13 protein-coding genes, 1 tRNA gene and 1 pseudogene are annotated in these 16,040 nt (G+C 72.3%); 9 read left to right on the plus strand and 6 right to left on the minus strand.

All coding sequences use genetic code 11. The annotated features are described in order from the left end of the window. Nucleotides 1–8: 8 nt before the first annotated feature. The 4 genes from ACFYY6_RS15140 to ACFYY6_RS15155 all read left to right on the plus strand — a co-directional run bounded on the left by ACFYY6_RS15140 (nucleotide 9) and on the right by ACFYY6_RS15155 (nucleotide 5,291). Nucleotides 9–1,682 (plus strand): extracellular solute-binding protein, encoded by a 1,674-nt coding sequence (locus ACFYY6_RS15140; RefSeq protein WP_351632646.1) that lies wholly within the window; start codon nucleotides 9–11, stop codon nucleotides 1,680–1,682. Beyond that, a complete protein-coding gene (locus tag ACFYY6_RS15145) occupies nucleotides 1,679–3,145 on the plus strand; it encodes a M1 family metallopeptidase (RefSeq protein ID WP_351632649.1) in 1,467 nt (488 codons plus the stop codon). Before ACFYY6_RS15140 ends, ACFYY6_RS15145 begins: the two co-directional genes overlap by 4 nt. 490 nt (nucleotides 3,146–3,635) lie before the next feature. Next, nucleotides 3,636–4,253, plus strand: coding sequence for a hypothetical protein (locus tag ACFYY6_RS15150; RefSeq protein WP_351632652.1), 618 nt, complete (start codon nucleotides 3,636–3,638; stop codon nucleotides 4,251–4,253). Between the two features lie 618 nt (nucleotides 4,254–4,871). After that, nucleotides 4,872–5,291 carry a hypothetical protein gene (locus ACFYY6_RS15155; protein ID WP_351519782.1) on the plus strand — a complete coding sequence of 140 codons (420 nt, stop codon included), beginning with the start codon at nucleotides 4,872–4,874 and terminating at the stop codon, nucleotides 5,289–5,291. A 175-nt stretch (nucleotides 5,292–5,466) separates the two neighbouring features. On the opposite strand, the gene ACFYY6_RS15160 is transcribed toward ACFYY6_RS15155, so the two are convergent. Beyond that, entirely contained in the window at nucleotides 5,467–6,369 is a 903-nt protein-coding gene (locus tag ACFYY6_RS15160; RefSeq protein WP_389193425.1) for a transketolase family protein, read from the minus strand. Nucleotides 6,370–6,422: 53 nt separating this feature from the next. Then, nucleotides 6,423–7,124 (minus strand): transketolase, encoded by a 702-nt coding sequence (locus ACFYY6_RS15165; RefSeq protein ID WP_389193428.1) that lies wholly within the window; start codon nucleotides 7,122–7,124, stop codon nucleotides 6,423–6,425. Nucleotides 7,125–7,249: 125 nt separating this feature from the next. Here ACFYY6_RS15165 and ACFYY6_RS15170 point away from each other — a divergent pair. After that, nucleotides 7,250–7,326, plus strand: a tRNA-Pro gene (locus tag ACFYY6_RS15170). Nucleotides 7,327–7,660: 334 nt separating this feature from the next. Here ACFYY6_RS15170 and ACFYY6_RS15175 read toward each other — a convergent pair. Continuing rightward, nucleotides 7,661–8,017: a hypothetical protein gene (locus tag ACFYY6_RS15175; protein ID WP_351519787.1), complete on the minus strand. Its 357-nt coding sequence runs from the start codon at nucleotides 8,015–8,017 to the stop codon at nucleotides 7,661–7,663. Between the two features lie 192 nt (nucleotides 8,018–8,209). Between ACFYY6_RS15175 and ACFYY6_RS15180 the strand changes: the two genes are divergently transcribed. Continuing rightward, on the plus strand, nucleotides 8,210–11,224 hold the full coding sequence (locus ACFYY6_RS15180) for a BTAD domain-containing putative transcriptional regulator (RefSeq protein WP_389193431.1): 3,015 nt from the start codon (nucleotides 8,210–8,212) through the stop codon (nucleotides 11,222–11,224). 120 nt (nucleotides 11,225–11,344) lie between these two features. On the opposite strand, the pseudogene fusA reads toward ACFYY6_RS15180, so the two are convergent. After that, nucleotides 11,345–11,940 (minus strand): annotated as a pseudogene (gene fusA, locus ACFYY6_RS15185) (elongation factor G); the annotation flags it as partial. Nucleotides 11,941–12,119: 179 nt separating this feature from the next. On the opposite strand from fusA, the gene ACFYY6_RS15190 reads away from it, so the two are divergent. Next, entirely contained in the window at nucleotides 12,120–12,752 is a 633-nt protein-coding gene (locus ACFYY6_RS15190) for a class I SAM-dependent methyltransferase (protein ID WP_351632666.1), read from the plus strand. Nucleotides 12,753–12,810: 58 nt separating this feature from the next. Here ACFYY6_RS15190 and ACFYY6_RS15195 read toward each other — a convergent pair whose 3' ends face one another. Further along, nucleotides 12,811–13,113, minus strand: a complete 303-nt coding sequence (locus ACFYY6_RS15195) for a hypothetical protein (protein WP_351519791.1) — start codon at nucleotides 13,111–13,113, stop codon at nucleotides 12,811–12,813. A 157-nt stretch (nucleotides 13,114–13,270) separates the two neighbouring features. Further along, nucleotides 13,271–14,158: a DUF2510 domain-containing protein gene (locus tag ACFYY6_RS15200; protein WP_351519793.1), complete on the minus strand. Its 888-nt coding sequence runs from the start codon at nucleotides 14,156–14,158 to the stop codon at nucleotides 13,271–13,273. Between the two features lie 138 nt (nucleotides 14,159–14,296). Here ACFYY6_RS15200 and ACFYY6_RS15205 point away from each other — a divergent pair, with 138 nt between their 5' ends. Continuing rightward, complete coding sequence (locus ACFYY6_RS15205; protein ID WP_351519794.1) at nucleotides 14,297–15,076, plus strand: crotonase/enoyl-CoA hydratase family protein; 780 nt, start codon at nucleotides 14,297–14,299, stop codon at nucleotides 15,074–15,076. A 100-nt stretch (nucleotides 15,077–15,176) separates the two neighbouring features. Beyond that, the gene (locus tag ACFYY6_RS15210; protein WP_351519796.1) at nucleotides 15,177–15,911 is read left to right on the plus strand and encodes a FadR/GntR family transcriptional regulator; all 735 of its coding nucleotides are present in this window, start codon (nucleotides 15,177–15,179) and stop codon (nucleotides 15,909–15,911) included. Nucleotides 15,912–16,040 lie beyond the last annotated feature (129 nt).

Raw genomic sequence — 16,040 nt, forward strand, 5'->3', positions numbered from 1 at the left:
AGATCCAGGTGTCGAGCTCCACCCCCATCAACCGCAGAGCACTGTTCCGCATGGGCGCCGGTATCGGGCTGGGACTGGCCGCCGCCCCGCTGCTCAGCGCCTGCGGCGACGGCGGCACGACCGCCAAGGCCGAGGCCAAGAGCGCCTCGCTGCTCCCCAACACCGCCGTGCGCAACATCGGCCTCGCGCCCGACCTCCAGGGCACCGCCGCCGGGGTCCCGCAGGGCTTCTTCCGCTACCCGGCCAAGCCGCTGCGCGCCACGAAGGGCGCCCCGCTCAAGGGCGCGCAGCCGATCAGCGCGACCATGGAGACCTTCTCCCCGCCGCCGCCCGCACGGGGCGAGAACGCCGCCTGGCAGGCGATCGAGAAGCTGCTCGGCGGCCGGGTGGACATCACCGCCGTCCCCGCCGACGACTACAGCACCAAGTTCTCCACCATGGTCGCCAGCGACAGCCTGCCCGACCTCTTCATGTACCCGGAGAGCGGCGGCGTCGACAACAAGGCAGCCTTCCTCCGGGCCACCTGCGCCGACCTGACCCCGTACCTCGCCGGGGACAAGGTCAAGGACTACCCGAACCTCGCCGCGATCCCGAAGGCCGCCTGGCAGTCCGCGATCTTCGGCGGGAAGCTGTACGGCATCCCGATCGCCCGCACCGGCACCGGCGGCGCCGGCTTCTACCGCCACGACCTGTTCGCGGAGGCGGGTGTCACCAACCTCGACCAGATCACCGACCTCGACCGGTTCGTCGAACTCTGCAAGGAACTCACCCGGCCGAAGAAGGACCAGTACGCCATCATCGCGGGCGCCACCACCATGCTCGCCATGTCCGCGGGCGCGCCCTCGTCCTGGCGGCTGGACGAGAAGTCCGGGAAGTTCACCCTCGACCTGGAGACGCCGGAGTACCGCAAGGCCGTGGAGACCGCCCGGCTGCTGTACAAGGCGGGCTGCTACTACCCGGGCACCCTGCAGATGTCCGGGGCGCAGAAGGCCCAGTACACGGACATGTTCAAGAACGGCAAGGGTGCCTACGTCTACGACGGCATGCCCACCTACCTGGCGCCCGGCGTCGGCTACGTCGCCGCCATGAAGGCGATCGACAAGACGTACGACCCGCGCCCGTTCGTCCCGGTCGGCAAGGACGCGGTCGCCTGGATGGACAACGTCAAGCTGGAGAACACCCACGTCAAGAAGGCGTCCGAGGAACGCGTCAAGCAGATCCTCGCCCTGGCCGACTTCGCTGCCTCCCCGTTCGGCAGCCAGGAGTACACGCTCATCAACTACGGCGTGGAGGGCACCGACTTCACCCGTGACGCCAAGGGCAACCCGGCACTCACCAAGCAGGGCACCCAGGACGTCACCGTGCCGTGGAAGTTCATGGCCTCCGCAGTCCCCGCGATCTTCAGCGCCGACTCGGAGCAGGGCGTCCGGCACGTCCACGACACGTTCACGAAGATGATCCCGATGATGGTGACCGACCCGGTGCTCCAGTACTCGTCACCCACCTGGGACTCGAAGGGCACCGGCAGCCTCTACACGCTCAAGCAGGACGCGCTCAAGGACATCATCGCCGGGCGCAAGCCCATGTCCGCCTACGACGAGCTCATCAAGGACTACCTGGCCAAGGGCGGCGAGAAGGCCCGCGGCGAGTTCGAGGAAGCCGTCCAGAAGGGGAAGAAGTGACGACACGACGCGCGGTTCTCCGGTTCGGCGGCGCGGCGGTCGCGGCGGCGGCCGCCGTACCCGCCCTCGGCTCGCCCGCCGCCGCGCGGTCGCGCGGCTTCGACCCGAAGCCCGGCTCCGACGGTGTCGGCGACCCGCTCTTCCCGACCCTCGGCAATGGTGGCTACCAGGTCGTCCACTACGACCTCACCTTCGACTTCACCCCGGTGACCTACGACTTCACCGCGGTGGTGAAGATCCATGCCAAGGCCACCCAGGACCTCTCCGCGTTCAATCTGGACACCGACGGCCACACCATCGACGCCGTCACCGTCGCCGGCCGCACCGCCCGATGGGAACTGTCGCCCGGACAGAGCGGCCAGGAACTCACCGTCACCCCCGCCCGTCCCCTCCACCGAGGACAGGCGTTCACCGCCGAGATCCGCTACCGGGGCAACGGAAAGGACCGCCGACTCGGCCTGACCGGCTGGAAGTTCGGCAGCGACGGCGGTTTCGCCTCCGCCGCCCAGTCCTCCCGCGCCGACACCTTCCTGCCCTGCAACGACACCCCGTCCGACAAGGCCACCTGGACCTTCCACATCAGCGCCCCGCCGGGCTACGTGGCCGCCGCCAACGGCGAACTCCTCCACAGGACGCCGCGCGCCGACGGCTCCAGCGTCTGGCACTTCGCCCTGCGCGAGCGGATGGCGACCGAACTCATCGGTATCGCCGTCGTCAAGGGAACCTACCTGTACGGCACCAGCCACCGCGGGCTGCCGCTGCGCCACATCGTCCCGCAGGGCCAGGAGGACAAGTACGCGCCCATCGTGGCCCGCACCGCCGACCATCTCGCCTGGCTGGAGAAGAAGTTCGGCCACTACCCCTTCTCCGTCTACGGCGTCCACATCTACGACGGCTACACCGACGCCCTGGAGAACCAGACCCTCTCCCTGTTCTCCACCAACTGGTTCAAGCTCAACGCCCAGGGACAGCCGGGCTACGAGACCACCATGGTCCACGAGCTCGTCCACCAGTGGTTCGGCGACTCCGTCACCCCGAACGACTGGCAGCAGGCGTGGCTCAACGAGGGACCCGCCGTGTACTACGCGGGCCTGTACGGCGAGGAGCGAGGCTGGTCGGTCCTGGACGACAAGATGCGTGCCACGTACGCCAAGCTCGACGCCGCCCGCGCCACCGACGGCCCGCCCGGTCTCCCCAAGGCGCTCGGCGGCATGAACATCTACGACGGCGGCGCACTGGTCCTGTACGCCCTCCGGCTCCGCACCGGGCAGCAGAGGTTCGACCGTGTCATGCGCGAATGGGTGCGACGCTTCAAGGACTCCACGTACACCAGCGAGGCCTTCATACGGCACACCGTCGACGTCACCGGCGACCGGTCCCTCGACCCGTTCCTGCGCGACTGGCTCTTCGGGGCCGTGAACCCGCCCATGCCCGGCCGGCCCGACTGGAAGGCATCCGCGTGAAACGCCGTCCCCCGCACGTTGTCCGAGGAACCGCCGCCGCCCTTCTGACCGCCCTCCTCGCCGCCCCGACGGCCCTGGCCGGACCGGGCGCACGCACCCTGTACGGCCCCCGACGGACACGGCACCGCCTGCACGGCCGCCCGCCCCTGCACCCCCGAGGGCGCCCGCGACCGGGCCCGCACCGAGACCGGGCGCGACGTCCGCGTCCTGCTGGAGGACGGGACGTACCGCCTCACCGAACCCCTCCGGCTCGGTGCCGCCGACTCCGGGAAGAACGGCCACACAGTCACCTGGACCGCGGCGCCCGGCGCCCGCCCCGTCCTCTCCGGCGGCCGGGAGATCACCGGCTGGCGGCCCGGCGCCGACGGCACCTGGACCGCCGACGTCCCGGCCGGGGTCACCCCGGCAGCTCTTCGTCGACGGCGAGCGCGCCGTCCGGGCACGTGGCGAGGCATGCCCGGCGAGCGTCTGCGACGCCACCGCCGACGGCATGACCGGTGCCACCGCCACCGGCATCGACCGCTGGCGGCGCCCCACCGACGCCGAGGCCGTCGTCCGGATCCGCTGGCGCGACTACCACTGCCGGATCACCGGGGTCGACGGCGACATCCTGTCCTTCGCCCGGCCCTGCTGGACCAACGCGTCCAGCGGCACCGACCGCACCGGCCCCTCCTGGGACACCACCACGGTCGACCCCGCCCGCTACAGCAGTGTCGCGTTCTTCGAGAACGCTCCCGAACTCCTTGACGATCCCGGCGAGTTCGTATGGGACTCGCGGGCCCGCACGGTCACGTACCTGCCGCGCGCGGGCGAGGACATGCGCCGCGCCCGGACCGTCACCCCGCACACCGAGCGGCTTCTCCTGATCGAGGATGCCCACGACATCACCGTCAGCGGAATCGGCTTCGCGTACGCCGCGTACCACCAGCCCGGCACCGACGAGGGGTACGCGGGCACACGGGCCGGCCTCACCCTGACCGGCGCCACGGGCCCGTCGACCACGCGGGCCGCTTCTACACCAAGCCGGCCGCAGCCGTCACCGTCCGCGGCGGCCGGCACATCCGCCTCGACGACACGCGGTTCGCCCGGCTCGGCGGGGCGGGCGTGATCCGGGAGGCGGGCACCAAGGACAGTTCCCTGACCCGCTCCTCCTTCAGCGACCTTTCCTGGGCGCGGTGTACGTGGGCGACACCGAACCCCTGCCCGGCGCGGCACTCGCGGGGGAGCGCAACACGGTCGCGCGCAACACCATCACCCGCACCGGCGTCGAGTACACCGACTCCGTGGGCGTCTGGGCCGGCTACGAGGCCGGGCTGACCGTCGACCACAACACACTGGAGCACCTCCCGTACTCAGGGATCTCCGTCGGCTGGGGCTGGAACCAGCCCGAGGCGCAGAAGTCGGTCCTGCGCGACAACAAGGTGACGAACAACCGCATCACCGACGTCATGGAGGTCGACAAGGCCCAGCACGACGGCGGAGCGATCTACACCCAGGGTGCCCAACCGGGCACGGTCGTCTCCGGCAACTGCATCAACCGTTCCGCATTCGGCAACACCGAGCGCGACGGCACGGTGTCTACCTCGACGAACAGTCCTCGCACATCCTCGTCGAACGCAACATCATCACCCGCGTCGGGTACAAGTGGGTCTCCAACTGGGCCGACTACGGCATCCACAACACCGCCCGGGGCAACGGGACCGACCTCGGCCCCGACCGGGGCACCGTGGCCGACGACGGACACCGCCCCGTGCTCTGCCTGGCCGAGGCAGTCCCGTGCGACGAGCTCGACACGGACTGGGAGCTGGGCAGCAGCCACCGAGACCCGAGGCCGGAAGCCCGCCTGATCGAGGCCCTGGCGCTGGCCGGTGCCCGGACCGGCGCGCCGGCCAGGTCGTCCTACGTCCTGGGGCTGCGCACCGACGCGTACGGCTGTGTGCACACCGGGCGGCTGACCCTCGCCTTGGACCACTCGCTCATGTGGTGCAGCGGCGCCGAACGGTCCGTGACGGGGGAGTGCAACGCGCTCCATGGGGAGCAGGTCGCTGGTGAGTACGCGCACTCGGCGTACTTCGGTCGAGGCCGCCCCGTTCCCGTCCCGGCGGTGCCGTGGCCGTACACCGCCGACAGGGGCACGTCGCCCTGATCACGACCGTGCGCGGGCACCCGCTTCCGCGCCCGGTTCGTGGACGGCGACGCGCATCCGGCCCCGGCCGTCGGCGGAGCGGTTGCCTCCGGGTCCCGCAGGCAACCGCTCCGGTCACCTCACCGCCTTCCGGCCACCGCACCGGCCTCCGCTCATCCCGTCCGCCCCGGCCCCTTCACCGGCCCAGGAAGGCGCCGATCCGCTCCCGCAGCCCCCGCGCGTCGAGACCGTGCGCGGCCAGGTGCTCGTCCATCTCCCCGTACTTGCGCAGCTCGGCCCGCCCCACCCCGAGCCCCAGCACCCGATGCGGCACGTCGGCGAGCGCGTCGTTGGCGGCGGCCGTGGACGTCCCCGCCAGATACGGTTCGACGACCACCACGTCGGCGGCGCGGCCGGCGCCGACCGCCCGCCTCAGCCCGGCCCCGTCGAACGGGCGCACCGTCGTCGCGTACAGCACGGTCACGTCGAGCCCCTCGGTCGCCGCGAGCACGTTGTCGAGCATCGGCCCGACCGCCACCACGACCCCGCCCGTGCCCTCCCGCACCGGGGTGAAGCCGGTGCCCGCGCCGACCGGCCGCGCGCGGTCGTTCGACTGGAGCGACAGCCGCACGTACACCCGGTCGTCCCCGGCCGCCGCCTGCCGCAGCAGCGCCTCCGCCTCGTCCGGGTGGCCCGGGACATGGACCGTCCAGCCGTCCAGGGTGTCCATGAGGGCGACATCGCCCGGCGCCATATGGGTGAAGCCACCGGCCGGCCAGTCGTACGAGGCCCCGGCACTCACCAGCACTCCTCCCACCCCCTGATGGCCGAAGTCCAGTTTGACCTGCTCGAACGGGCGCTCCACCAGAAAGCTGGCGAAGGTGTGCACGATCGGCCGCAGGCCGGTGAGCGCCATCCCGGCCCCGGCACCGACCAGCAGCTGCTCCCTGATCCCGACATTGACGACCCGGTCCGGATGGGCCCGCTCGGCCCGTCCGAACCCGTCCCGGCTGATCTCCGCCAGTACGAGCGCGAGACGGGGGTCCTCGTCCAGCATCTGCGAGACGGTCGAGATGAACCGGTCACGCATCGTGTCCATGTGAAATGTCCTTCTTCCGTTTCGTGGCGTCCTCGCCGGTTCCGCGCGTCCGGTCAGCTCTTGGGGGCGACGTGAGCGACCACCGCGTGCGGCCGTCCGGGGTGCGGCGCGGTGAACGCCGCGAACAACGCCTCGTGGTCGCGTCCGTCGACGGACGCGACCGACCAGCCGGCGGCCTCGAACCGGGCGGCGATCCCGCCGGGCCGCGCGTGCGAGGCCGACGCGTTGTCGACCACCACGGTGTGCAACTGCTCGAGCCCGGCCGGGCCCGCGTACGCGATCGCCTCGTGATTGCTGCCCTCGTCCAGCTCGGCGTCCCCGACCAGCACCCATACCCGGGGGTCGGCCAGACCCTGCGCCCGCAGACCCAGCACGCTCCCCACGCCGAGCGGCAGCCCGTGCCCCAGCGACCCGCTGCCGATCTCCACCCCCGGTACGAGCGTCCCGTCCGGATGGTGCCCGAGCGGCGAGTCGTACGTGCCGAACCCGGGCAGCAGTTCCTCGCCGAAGAAGCCGTGCGCGGCCAGCACCGCGTAGTACGCCATCGGCCCGTGCCCCTTGGACAACAGGAACCGGTCACGGTCGGGAGCCTCGACGGTGCCGGGCGTCACCCGCAGCACCCTGTCGTAGAGCACCCAGAGCACGTCCAGGGTGGAGGTCGCGGCGGGGCCGTGCTTCTCGTCCCCCGTCATCAGGCTCATCAGCCGGTTCATGTCGCCGTAGTGGCCGGTCGTCGTGACTGTGGTCCTCGTCATGCATCCAGCCTTGAACATCAAGCCTGGTTGAGGTCAAGGCGGGAAAGGTGTTCGTGACCACCCCCTGAGTGCGGTATTGTTCTCATGCGCGTTCGGCCAGGGGAAAACCCAGGTCAGACGGGTAGCGGGACGTGGCGCAGCTTGGTAGCGCACTTGACTGGGGGTCAAGGGGTCGCAGGTTCAAATCCTGTCGTCCCGACCACGCGGAGACGCAGGTCGGAGGCCGTTCTCTCATGACGAGAGGACGGCCTTTCGTGCGTTCGGGGCGCGAGGGCCCCAGTGTGGTCGCACGCCTGGAACGCGGACGGACCGGCCGACCGGAGGTTGGTCGGCGGCGACGCATCGCGACGGTCCGTACACGGATGGTGGGCGGACCGTTGTGAGCCCGGAAGGAGCCGCCGCGCGTCGCGTCGACCACCCGGCGGCTCGAAGCGCGCATCGGGTCGGCGCACTCGCCGCCGGACGATGTGATCGACGTCGGCGATGCCGGGACCGGGAGAGGCCGCCGGCACCCTCGGCCGCCGCGCCGGGGCGGCTCAGCTGTTGATGCGGTCGGCCACCGCGGCACTGCACTCGTCGGAGCCGATGCCGGGCCCCGTCGTGCAGACCCAGAGGGTGATCGTTCCGTCCTCGCGCATGTCGTAGTTGCAGGTCCTGCTCACCTGGGGGAGGGGCACGCTGCAGGAGCCCGACCGGCCGTAGTCCGTGTACCACTCGACCGAACTGGTACGGCCCTCGTAGTGCTCGACCCAGATCTTGTCGCCGTAGCCGATGAATCCGCCCTCGGCGTACCCGTTGCTCACGACGGCATCGGCGTGCGCCGAGGTCGAGAGCCAGAGGACGGTCGCGGCGGCGCCGATCGCGGCCACGGCGAACCTGGAAGCGTTACGCATCGAATCATCAACTGTCGTAGTAGTGCTGTCCGTCGGGAGCGTCGCCGTCCGATGCGGGGGCGGCCCGTACGGTCATGGTGAGGGGGTGGCCGTCGGTGAACCTTCGGAAAAGCTTGAATCAGCCTTGGCCCGGCCGACCGGCGGCACCCAGAGTGGCCGTGGGGGTTGTCGGTCGGCTCAAGGGGGGTGTCGGTGGCCACGCTCTTCGGGATCCTCGGGACCATCGAGGTGCGGCGGGACGGTGTCCCCGTCGACGCGGGGCACGCGGTGCAACGGCGGGTGCTCGCGGCGCTCCTCGTCGACGCGGAGCGGGTGGTGTCGGCCGACACGCTGGTGGACCGGGTCTGGGGCGACGCCGGGGCGACGAACGGCCGCACGAAACTCTATGGATACGTCTCCCGGCTGAGGCAGGTGCTGGCGGGCGAGGCCGCGGCCCTCACCCGGGAGCGGGGCGGCGGCTACCGGCTGGCCGTCGAGCCCGCGTCGGTGGACGTCCACCGCTTCCGGGAGCTGTCGGGCCTGGCCCGGAAGGCGGGCACCGACGAACGGGCCGAGGCGCTCTGGCGAGAGGCCCTCGACCTGTGGAGGGGCAGCGCGTTCGACGGTGCGGACACCCCCTGGTTCAACGCGCAGCGCGATCTCCTCGACGGCGAGCGGCTGGCCGCGCAACTGGAGCTGGTGGACGTCCGGTTGCGCCTGGCGCAGCACGGCCGGCTGGTGACCGAGCTGCTCGCCCGGGCGGCCGAGCGGCCACTCGACGAACGAGTGGTCGGGCAGCTGATGCTGGCCCTGTACCGATGCGGGCGGCAGGCGGAGGCGCTGGACGGGTACGAGCGCGCCCGGCGGCTGCTCGCCGACGAGCTCGGGGTCGACCCGGGTGCGGAACTGCGGCGGCTGCACGGGCGGATCCTCGCGGCGGACCCCGAACTGGCCGTGGTCCGCCCCGTCGTGCGGGCCGACGCGGCGAAGCAGGCCCACGAGTCCGGTGCGGCGGTCCCCCCGGCCAACGCCGCGGGACGGCAGCTCGTCCCGCGTCTCCTGCCCCCGGACCTGTCGCTGTTCGTCGGCAGGGAAGCCGAGCTGAACGAGGCGCACCGGCTGTTCGACGGGGACACTTCCGGTCCGGTGACGCTGCTCGTCACGGGACCCGCCGGGGTGGGCAAGACGGCCTTCGCCGTGCGCGCGGCGCACGGGCTCGCCGCCCGCTTTCCCGACGGGCAGCTCCACGCCGACCTGCGAGGCTTCGGCGACGAGCCGGCCGAGCCGTTCGCGGTCCTCGGTACCTTCCTCCGCGCCCTCGGCACGAGCGGCGGGAGCGTGCCCGGCGAACTGGCCGACCGCGTCCACCTCTACCGGACCCTGCTGGCCCGGCGCAGGGTGCTCGTCGTCCTGGACAACGCGGCCGACGCGGAGCAGGTACGGGACCTTATGCCGAGCGGCGGGCACTGCGCCACCCTCGTCACCAGCCGGACGACCCTGGCGGAGATGAGCGGCCGTCGCATCGCGCTCGGCGTGCTCGGCTCCGTGACGGGGCTCGCTCTGCTGCGCGAGATGCTGGGACCGGAGCGGACCAAGGCGGAGCCCGAAGCGGCCCGCTCCATCGTGGAGACCTGCGGAGGTCTGCCCCTGGCAGTGTGGGTGGCCGGGGCGCGCCTGGCCGCGCGACCGCACTGGCCCCTGAACAAGGTGGCCCGCGCCCTCGCCGACGAGCAGCGCAAGCTCGACGAGCTGGCCGTCGGCCACATCGCCGTACGGGCGAGCCTCGGACTGACGTACCGGGGGATGGCCGAGGCGACACAACGTGCGCTGGGGATGCTGGCCCTGCTGCCGGGACCGGACTTCGCCCCCTGGGCGCCGGCCGCGCTCCTCGACGTGGATCTGTCCGAGGCGGAGGCCGTTCTCGACGATCTGGTCGAGGTGCACCTGGTGCAGACAGGAGCGGTCGGTGCCACCGGAATCCGCTACCAACTGCACGATCTGGTTCGGCTGTTCGCCCGGGAGCACGCCGAACGGAGCCTCTCGTACCGTGACCGTGCGGGCGCGCTGGACCGGTTGCTCGGGGCGAGTCTGCATCTCACCGACTTCGCGGCCGGCACCCTCAGCGTCGACTTCCAGGGCATCCCGCAGAAGGACCTGGCCACGTGGCGGCTCCCCGAGGCCGACACCGGCGCCCTGCTCGCCGACCCGCTGGCGTGGTTCGACGACGAACGCCAGTTCCTCGTGGGCGTCACCGAACAGGCCCTGGACCGGGGGGAGACCGCGCCCGCCGCCGGGCTCGCCACCGCGCTCACGGCCTTCTTCCAGGTCGGCAGCCACTTCGACGACTGGGAACGGCTCCAGAGCCGGGCGCTCAAGGCGACGCTGAGCAGCGGCGACGAGCACAGCGCCTCGAAACTCCACCGGTGCCTCGGAGAGCTCACCACCATCCTCGACCGGTACCCGGAAGCACTGCACCACTTCGAGCAGGCCCTCCTGCTCGCCGAGGGGCAGGAGCCGACGTACCGGGCCAGTGCGACGGCCGGGCTGGCGTACGTGTACCGACTGCTCGGAGAGTACGACTCCGCCGTCCTCCACTTCGAGGCGGCCGTCGAACTGGCCGGCTCGGCGGGGAACGTCAACTGTCTCGTGTACGCGACCAACGGGCTCGGCGTGATCGACCTGGAGCGGGGGCACGTCGAGGCCGCGGTGGCGCGGTTCACCGAGTGCCTGCGGGCCAGTCGGCTGGCGGGCTACCTGCCCGGGGAGGCACAGGCCCTGCGCTGCCTGGGCCAGAGCCACCGGGCTCGCGGGGCCTACCGGGACGCCGCCGACGCCTACCGGCAGGCGGCGGTGATCAGCGAGAACCTCGGCGACCGGCTCACCGCCACCCATGCCACCTGCTGGCTCGGCGATGTCCTGGTCCGCCTGGGCGAGCACCACGAGGGGCGCCGCCTGTTGGCGAAGAGCCTGTGGACCTACCGGGAGTTCGGCAACCTCTGGGGTGAGGCGGCGACCCTGTACGCGCTCGCGGAGGCACAACTCGCGGCCGGCCGCGCGGCGCCCGCCCGCAGACGCGCCGAGGCCGCCGTCAGGATCTGGCGGCACATCGGCTCCAGCACCTGGCTGGCCGTCGGCCTCGACACACTGGCCCAGGCGCACGGCCTGGCAGGCGAGCGGGAAGCCGCACTGCGGGCCCGTGCGGAGGCCGCGGCCCTGCGCACGGTGTGAGCGCGGGCCGACGCCGGCCCCCACCGGACCGGCATGGTCGGGGAACCGGGCCACGGTTCCCCGACCGTACGGGGTGCGGTCCCGCCCGCGTACGGAACGGGCGGTATCGCACCCGGCCCGCTATCCGGCCGCCGTGGCCGGCGCCGGGGCGTACCCGGCGGGCCGGGCGGTGAAGGTTCCCCGGCCCCGGGTCCGGCCGCGCAGCCGGGTGGCGTAGCCGAACAGCTCCGCCAGCGGTACGGTCGCGGTGATCAGCGATGCGCCGGACCGGGCTGCCCGGCCCGACACCCGGCCGCGCCGGGCCGCCAGGTCGCCGAGCACCCCGCCCACGGCGTCGTCGGGAACGGTGACCGTGACCTCCGCGACCGGCTCCAGCAGCGCCATGACGCCGTTGCGCAGCGCCTCACGCAGTGCGAGTCGGCCGGCCGTCCGGAACGCCGTCTCCGAGGAGTCCTTGGAGTGCGTGGCCCCGTCCGTCAGCGTGACCCGCACACCGGTCACCGGGTGGCCTCCCAGTGGCCCCTCGGCCAGGGCGTCACGGCAGCCCGCCTCCACCGCCCGCACGTACTCCCGCGGCACCCGGCCGCCGACGACGGCGACCGGAACTCGAAGACCGCCGCTCCTGCGCCGCCGTGCTCACCGGTCGCCTCCAGCGATCCGGTGTCGAGGACCACATGGGCGAACCGACCGGCACCCCCGTGGCGGGTGTAGTGACGCCGCTCGTCGGCACGAATCGGTTCATGGTTCCGGAACCGGTCCGTCGGCCCGGGGACGGAGCGGTGCACGACGCGACACGTGCTGACGCGACGTCATGAGCAGGTGTGACAGGACGCGTTGGACATCAGGAATGATGGCGATCACGAAGAGGTGCCGGAGCAACGGAAGGACCGCAACGATGGACGACGACCACGGCCGGTCGGCCGCCGCAGTGTTCGACGCGCTGGGGGAGGAGTACGAGCGGGCGTTCGCCGACTCGCCCGCCCGCCATGCCTCGCTCCAGCGCCTGCTGGAGGAACTCCCGCCGCACGGAAGGGTCCTCGACGTCGGAAGCGGCACGGGGCGGCCGACGGCCTCGGCCCTCGCCGAAGCCGGGCACGCCGTCCTGGGCGTCGATGTCTCCCCCGTGATGGTGGAACTGGCGTCCCGTCAGGTCCCGAGTGCCTCGTTCATCTGCGCCGACATTCGCGAACTCGACCTGGAAGAGGGAAGGTTCGACGCCGTGTGTGCCTATTTCTCGTTGCTGCAGATGCCCCGGGACGACCAGTCGAAGGTGCTGCGGAAGCTCGGGCGGCTTCTGGCACCGGGGGGCGTGCTCGCCGTCGCGACGGTGCCACTGGACGTCGAGGACGCCTCCGTGGTCTTCATGGGTCAGGAGATGCGGGTGTCCAGTTTCGACGCCGCGTCGTTCACCGAGACGGTCACGGCCGCCGGGTTCTCGGTCCTGTGGGAGCGCAGCGATCTGTTCACCCCGGCGCACGGGGCGGCCGTGCCGGAGCCGGAACTGTTCCTGCTCTGCCGTCGAGGCTGACCGGGCCGCCCCACGGGGACAGCCCACCGGGGACTGCCTGACCGGGGGCGGTGCTCCCTCAGCGCTCGCGCGTGATCCGCGTGCTCGCGCGCAGCCGTGCGCGCGCCGCCCGTCCGCGACCGCCGAGCGGACCCCGCCACCCGCGCAGCGCCCGGGCACCGCACCCGCGCCACTGCGCGGGCGAGAGGGGAACGGGCTGCCCGCCCCTGGTGACCAGCGCGTTGACCGGGGTCATCGGGTCCGCGGCCATGGCCTTCGCGAGGAGCACGCCGATGACCAGCGGGGCCAGGGTCACGGCGAGGGCCGTACCGGCCGTGGTCACGTGCTGGAGGCGGGGGCGGTGCGGTGCGTCGGGAACCATGACGGTCATTCGACCAGCCGCGCGCGGACGGGGGACCGGTCCGCGTACTCAGCCCGACCGCCTCTCGTACTCAGAGCCGCACGCGCCTGGGCCGTGTCCCCGGACTGCCGTCGTCCGGCCGGACGACGGGTGGCGGTTCGAGGACACGGCCGGGAGGCTACGCGGTGGTGCCCGGGCCGGAGCCCGTCGTGGTGGCCGCCTTGATGCCCTTGGTGATGTCGTCCATGACGGAGAGCGCGGGCGCCTGCGGACCGATGTCGAACCCCGAACGGACGACGACCATCGTTTCCTCGTCGCGGGGGGACGGGAAGGCCAGCGACTGCACGTACCCGTCGTCGCCGTTCTTCGTCACCACCTTCCAGCGCACCAGGTAGCCCTGACGGCCCGCCACCGTGACCGCCCCGGACTTCAGTTCCTCGTGCGAGGTGATGCCGCCGTAGATCTTCTCGCCGTAGGACTCCGTGGCGTTGGCGGATATGTCCCGCGTCGCCGTGGCCTTCGCCGTCCCCGCGTCGAGCTTCAGGGCCTTCGCCGGCGCGGAGAACACCCCTCCGCGCACGCACTGCTCGGACGCGTCTCCCGGGCAGGGGTACTCGCCCGTGGTCACGCCGGCGCCCGACACTCCCGACCGGCCCGTCCAGCCCTTCGGCACCGGAAGACTGATGCCGCTGAGCAGGTCCGTGGCGTACCCGTCCTCCACCCGGGGCCGTTCCTGCCCCGGCATACGGTCCTCGCCGCCCCGGTTCTCCCCGCCGCGCCCTCCGGGAGCGCCGTCGGGCCCGGAGGACGGTGCCCTGGCCGCGTCCCGCCCCGCGGGCGCGTCGTCGGTGTCGTTCAGGAGGAAGAGGCCACCCGCGACGGTGGCGAGCACCACCGCACCGGCGGCGACGCCGATGCCGATACGCCTCCGGCGCCGCCGGATGGTGGCGGGCGGCACGCGCAGATGGTCGGTCCATCGCGTGCCGTCCCACCAGCGTTCGTGAAGGGGGCCGATTCCTGTATGCCCGGGGTCGGGATGCCAGCCGGGCGGGCTCGTCTGGGTCACACGGCCCACCGTAGAGCGATTGCCTGAGAATCAGATGAATCCGTTGGCGGGAGGTGTGTGCGACGGGCACCATCGGGGTACTCCCCGGCGGCGGAATCCCCCGCCGGGCAACGGCGATCCGTCGCGGGAGGACGAACCATGGAAGAGCGGCCCGCGGTACGGATCGAGCGCGACGGGCCCGTGTTCACCGTGGTCCTGAGCCGGCCCGAGGCGCGCAACGCGGTGGACGGCCCGACCGCCGGGCAACTGGCCGACGCCTTCAGAGAGTTCGACGGGGACCCGGACGCGTCCGTCGCCGTGCTCTGGGGCGAGGGCGGTACGTTCTGCGCCGGTGCCGACCTGAAGGCGATCGGCACCGAACGGGGCAACCGGGTGCGGGCGGAGGGCGACGGGCCGATGGGCCCGACCCGGATGACCCTGGGCAAGCCGGTCATCGCGGCGGTGGCGGGGCACGCGGTCGCCGGAGGGCTGGAGCTGGCCGTCTGGTGCGATCTGCGGATCGTCGAGGACGACGCCGTGTTCGGGGTGTTCTGCCGCCGTTGGGGAGTGCCGCTGGTGGACGGCGGAACCGTGCGGCTGCCCCGGCTGATCGGCGAGAGCCGGGCCATGGACATGATCCTCACGGGGCGCCCCGTAACGGCGTCCGAGGCGTACGCCATCGGGCTCGCCAACCGGATCGTCCCGCCCGGTGAGGCCCGTCGCGCGGCGGAGCGGCTGGCCCGGGAGATCGCCGCGTTCCCGCAGCTGTGCCTGCGCCACGACCGGCTCTCGGTGCGGGAGCAGCACGGTCTGGACGAGCGGGACGCCCTGGCCGCCGAGCACCGGCACGGCCTGGTGCCGCTCGCCGCGGGGGAGACGCGGGCCGGGGCCGCCCGGTTCGGCGGCGGTGCGGGGCGGCACGGAGTCTTCGGTGACTGACTCCGCTCTTTGGTCCGACCATACGTTATATGTGACATAGTGGGGAGAGCAGAGGACGCGACGGCGGCCGGACGACACCGGCCGGGGCAGGGGGTGGCGGATGCCGGTCGAGTGGCAGCCCGTACGGCAGTCGCGCACGCATGAACTCGTGCTTCAGAGCATCGAACAGCGGGTGTTCGCCGGTGAGCTCAAGGCCGGTGACCGCTTGCCCCCCGAGCGGGAGCTGGCGCCGGTGCTCGGGGTCAGCCGGTCCGCGTTGCGCGAGGCGCTGCGGGTGCTGGAGACCATCGGGGTGCTGGTCGCCCAGCCGGGCCGGGGGCCGGACGCGGGGGCGCGGATCGTGCGCAATCCGGACGACGCCCTCGGGCGGCTGCTGCGTCTGCACTTCGCCCTCGGCAGCTACGGGCTCCATGACGTCCTGGAGGCGCGCGTCGCGCTGGAGCGGTCCAGTTTCGAGGCGGCCGCGCGGCATGCCACGAAGGAGGACCTCGACGAGGCGGAGGGCCTGGTCGAGCGGATGAGGGAGCCCGGAATCGAGGTCGCCGAGTTCAACGACCTGGACACCCGGTTCCACGTCCACATCGCCCGCAGTTCGGGCAACGAGCTGACCTCCACGCTCACCTCCGCCGTGCGCGAGTCCGTGCGCCCGCTGATCCTGCGGGCGCTGGAGCGGACCGAGGACTGGCCCGCCACGGCCGCCGCGCTCGACGCGGAGCACGCCGAACTGCTGGGGCTGCTCCGGGCCGGGCGGGGCGCGGACGCGGCCGATCTGGTCGAACGGCATATCCGCAACCTCCACGGCACGCTGGTCGACGAGGGTGCCGGACAGGTGTGAGGCCGTGCGGCCGATCTGTTCCGGGCCGGTCGACGTGTTTGTCAGGTGCATGACTTTCTGATATGGCCCGCCCCCTGAATAGGTGTCTCACCCTTCGCGTTCTGGACGGAGGCTAGTATGGTCAGACCA

It is taken from the genome of Streptomyces sp. NPDC001750 (genome assembly GCF_042892615.1).
In the GTDB taxonomy this organism is placed as follows: Bacteria; Actinomycetota; Actinomycetes; order Streptomycetales; family Streptomycetaceae; genus Streptomyces.

Bases quoted from the DNA above. Each gene is read 5' to 3' on its own strand.
- ACFYY6_RS15150 (WP_351632652.1), top strand. From the start codon at position 3,636: ATGACCGGTGCCACCGCCACCGGCATCGACCGCTGGCGGCGCCCCACC.
- ACFYY6_RS15160 (WP_389193425.1), bottom strand. From the start codon at position 6,369: ATGGACACGATGCGTGACCGGTTCATCTCGACCGTCTCGCAGATGCTG.
- ACFYY6_RS15165 (WP_389193428.1), bottom strand. From the start codon at position 7,124: ATGACGAGGACCACAGTCACGACGACCGGCCACTACGGCGACATGAAC.
- ACFYY6_RS15175 (WP_351519787.1), bottom strand. From the start codon at position 8,017: ATGCGTAACGCTTCCAGGTTCGCCGTGGCCGCGATCGGCGCCGCCGCG.
- ACFYY6_RS15190 (WP_351632666.1), top strand. From the start codon at position 12,120: ATGGACGACGACCACGGCCGGTCGGCCGCCGCAGTGTTCGACGCGCTG.
- ACFYY6_RS15195 (WP_351519791.1), bottom strand. From the start codon at position 13,113: ATGGTTCCCGACGCACCGCACCGCCCCCGCCTCCAGCACGTGACCACG.
- ACFYY6_RS15205 (WP_351519794.1), top strand. From the start codon at position 14,297: ATGGAAGAGCGGCCCGCGGTACGGATCGAGCGCGACGGGCCCGTGTTC.
- ACFYY6_RS15210 (WP_351519796.1), top strand. From the start codon at position 15,177: ATGCCGGTCGAGTGGCAGCCCGTACGGCAGTCGCGCACGCATGAACTC.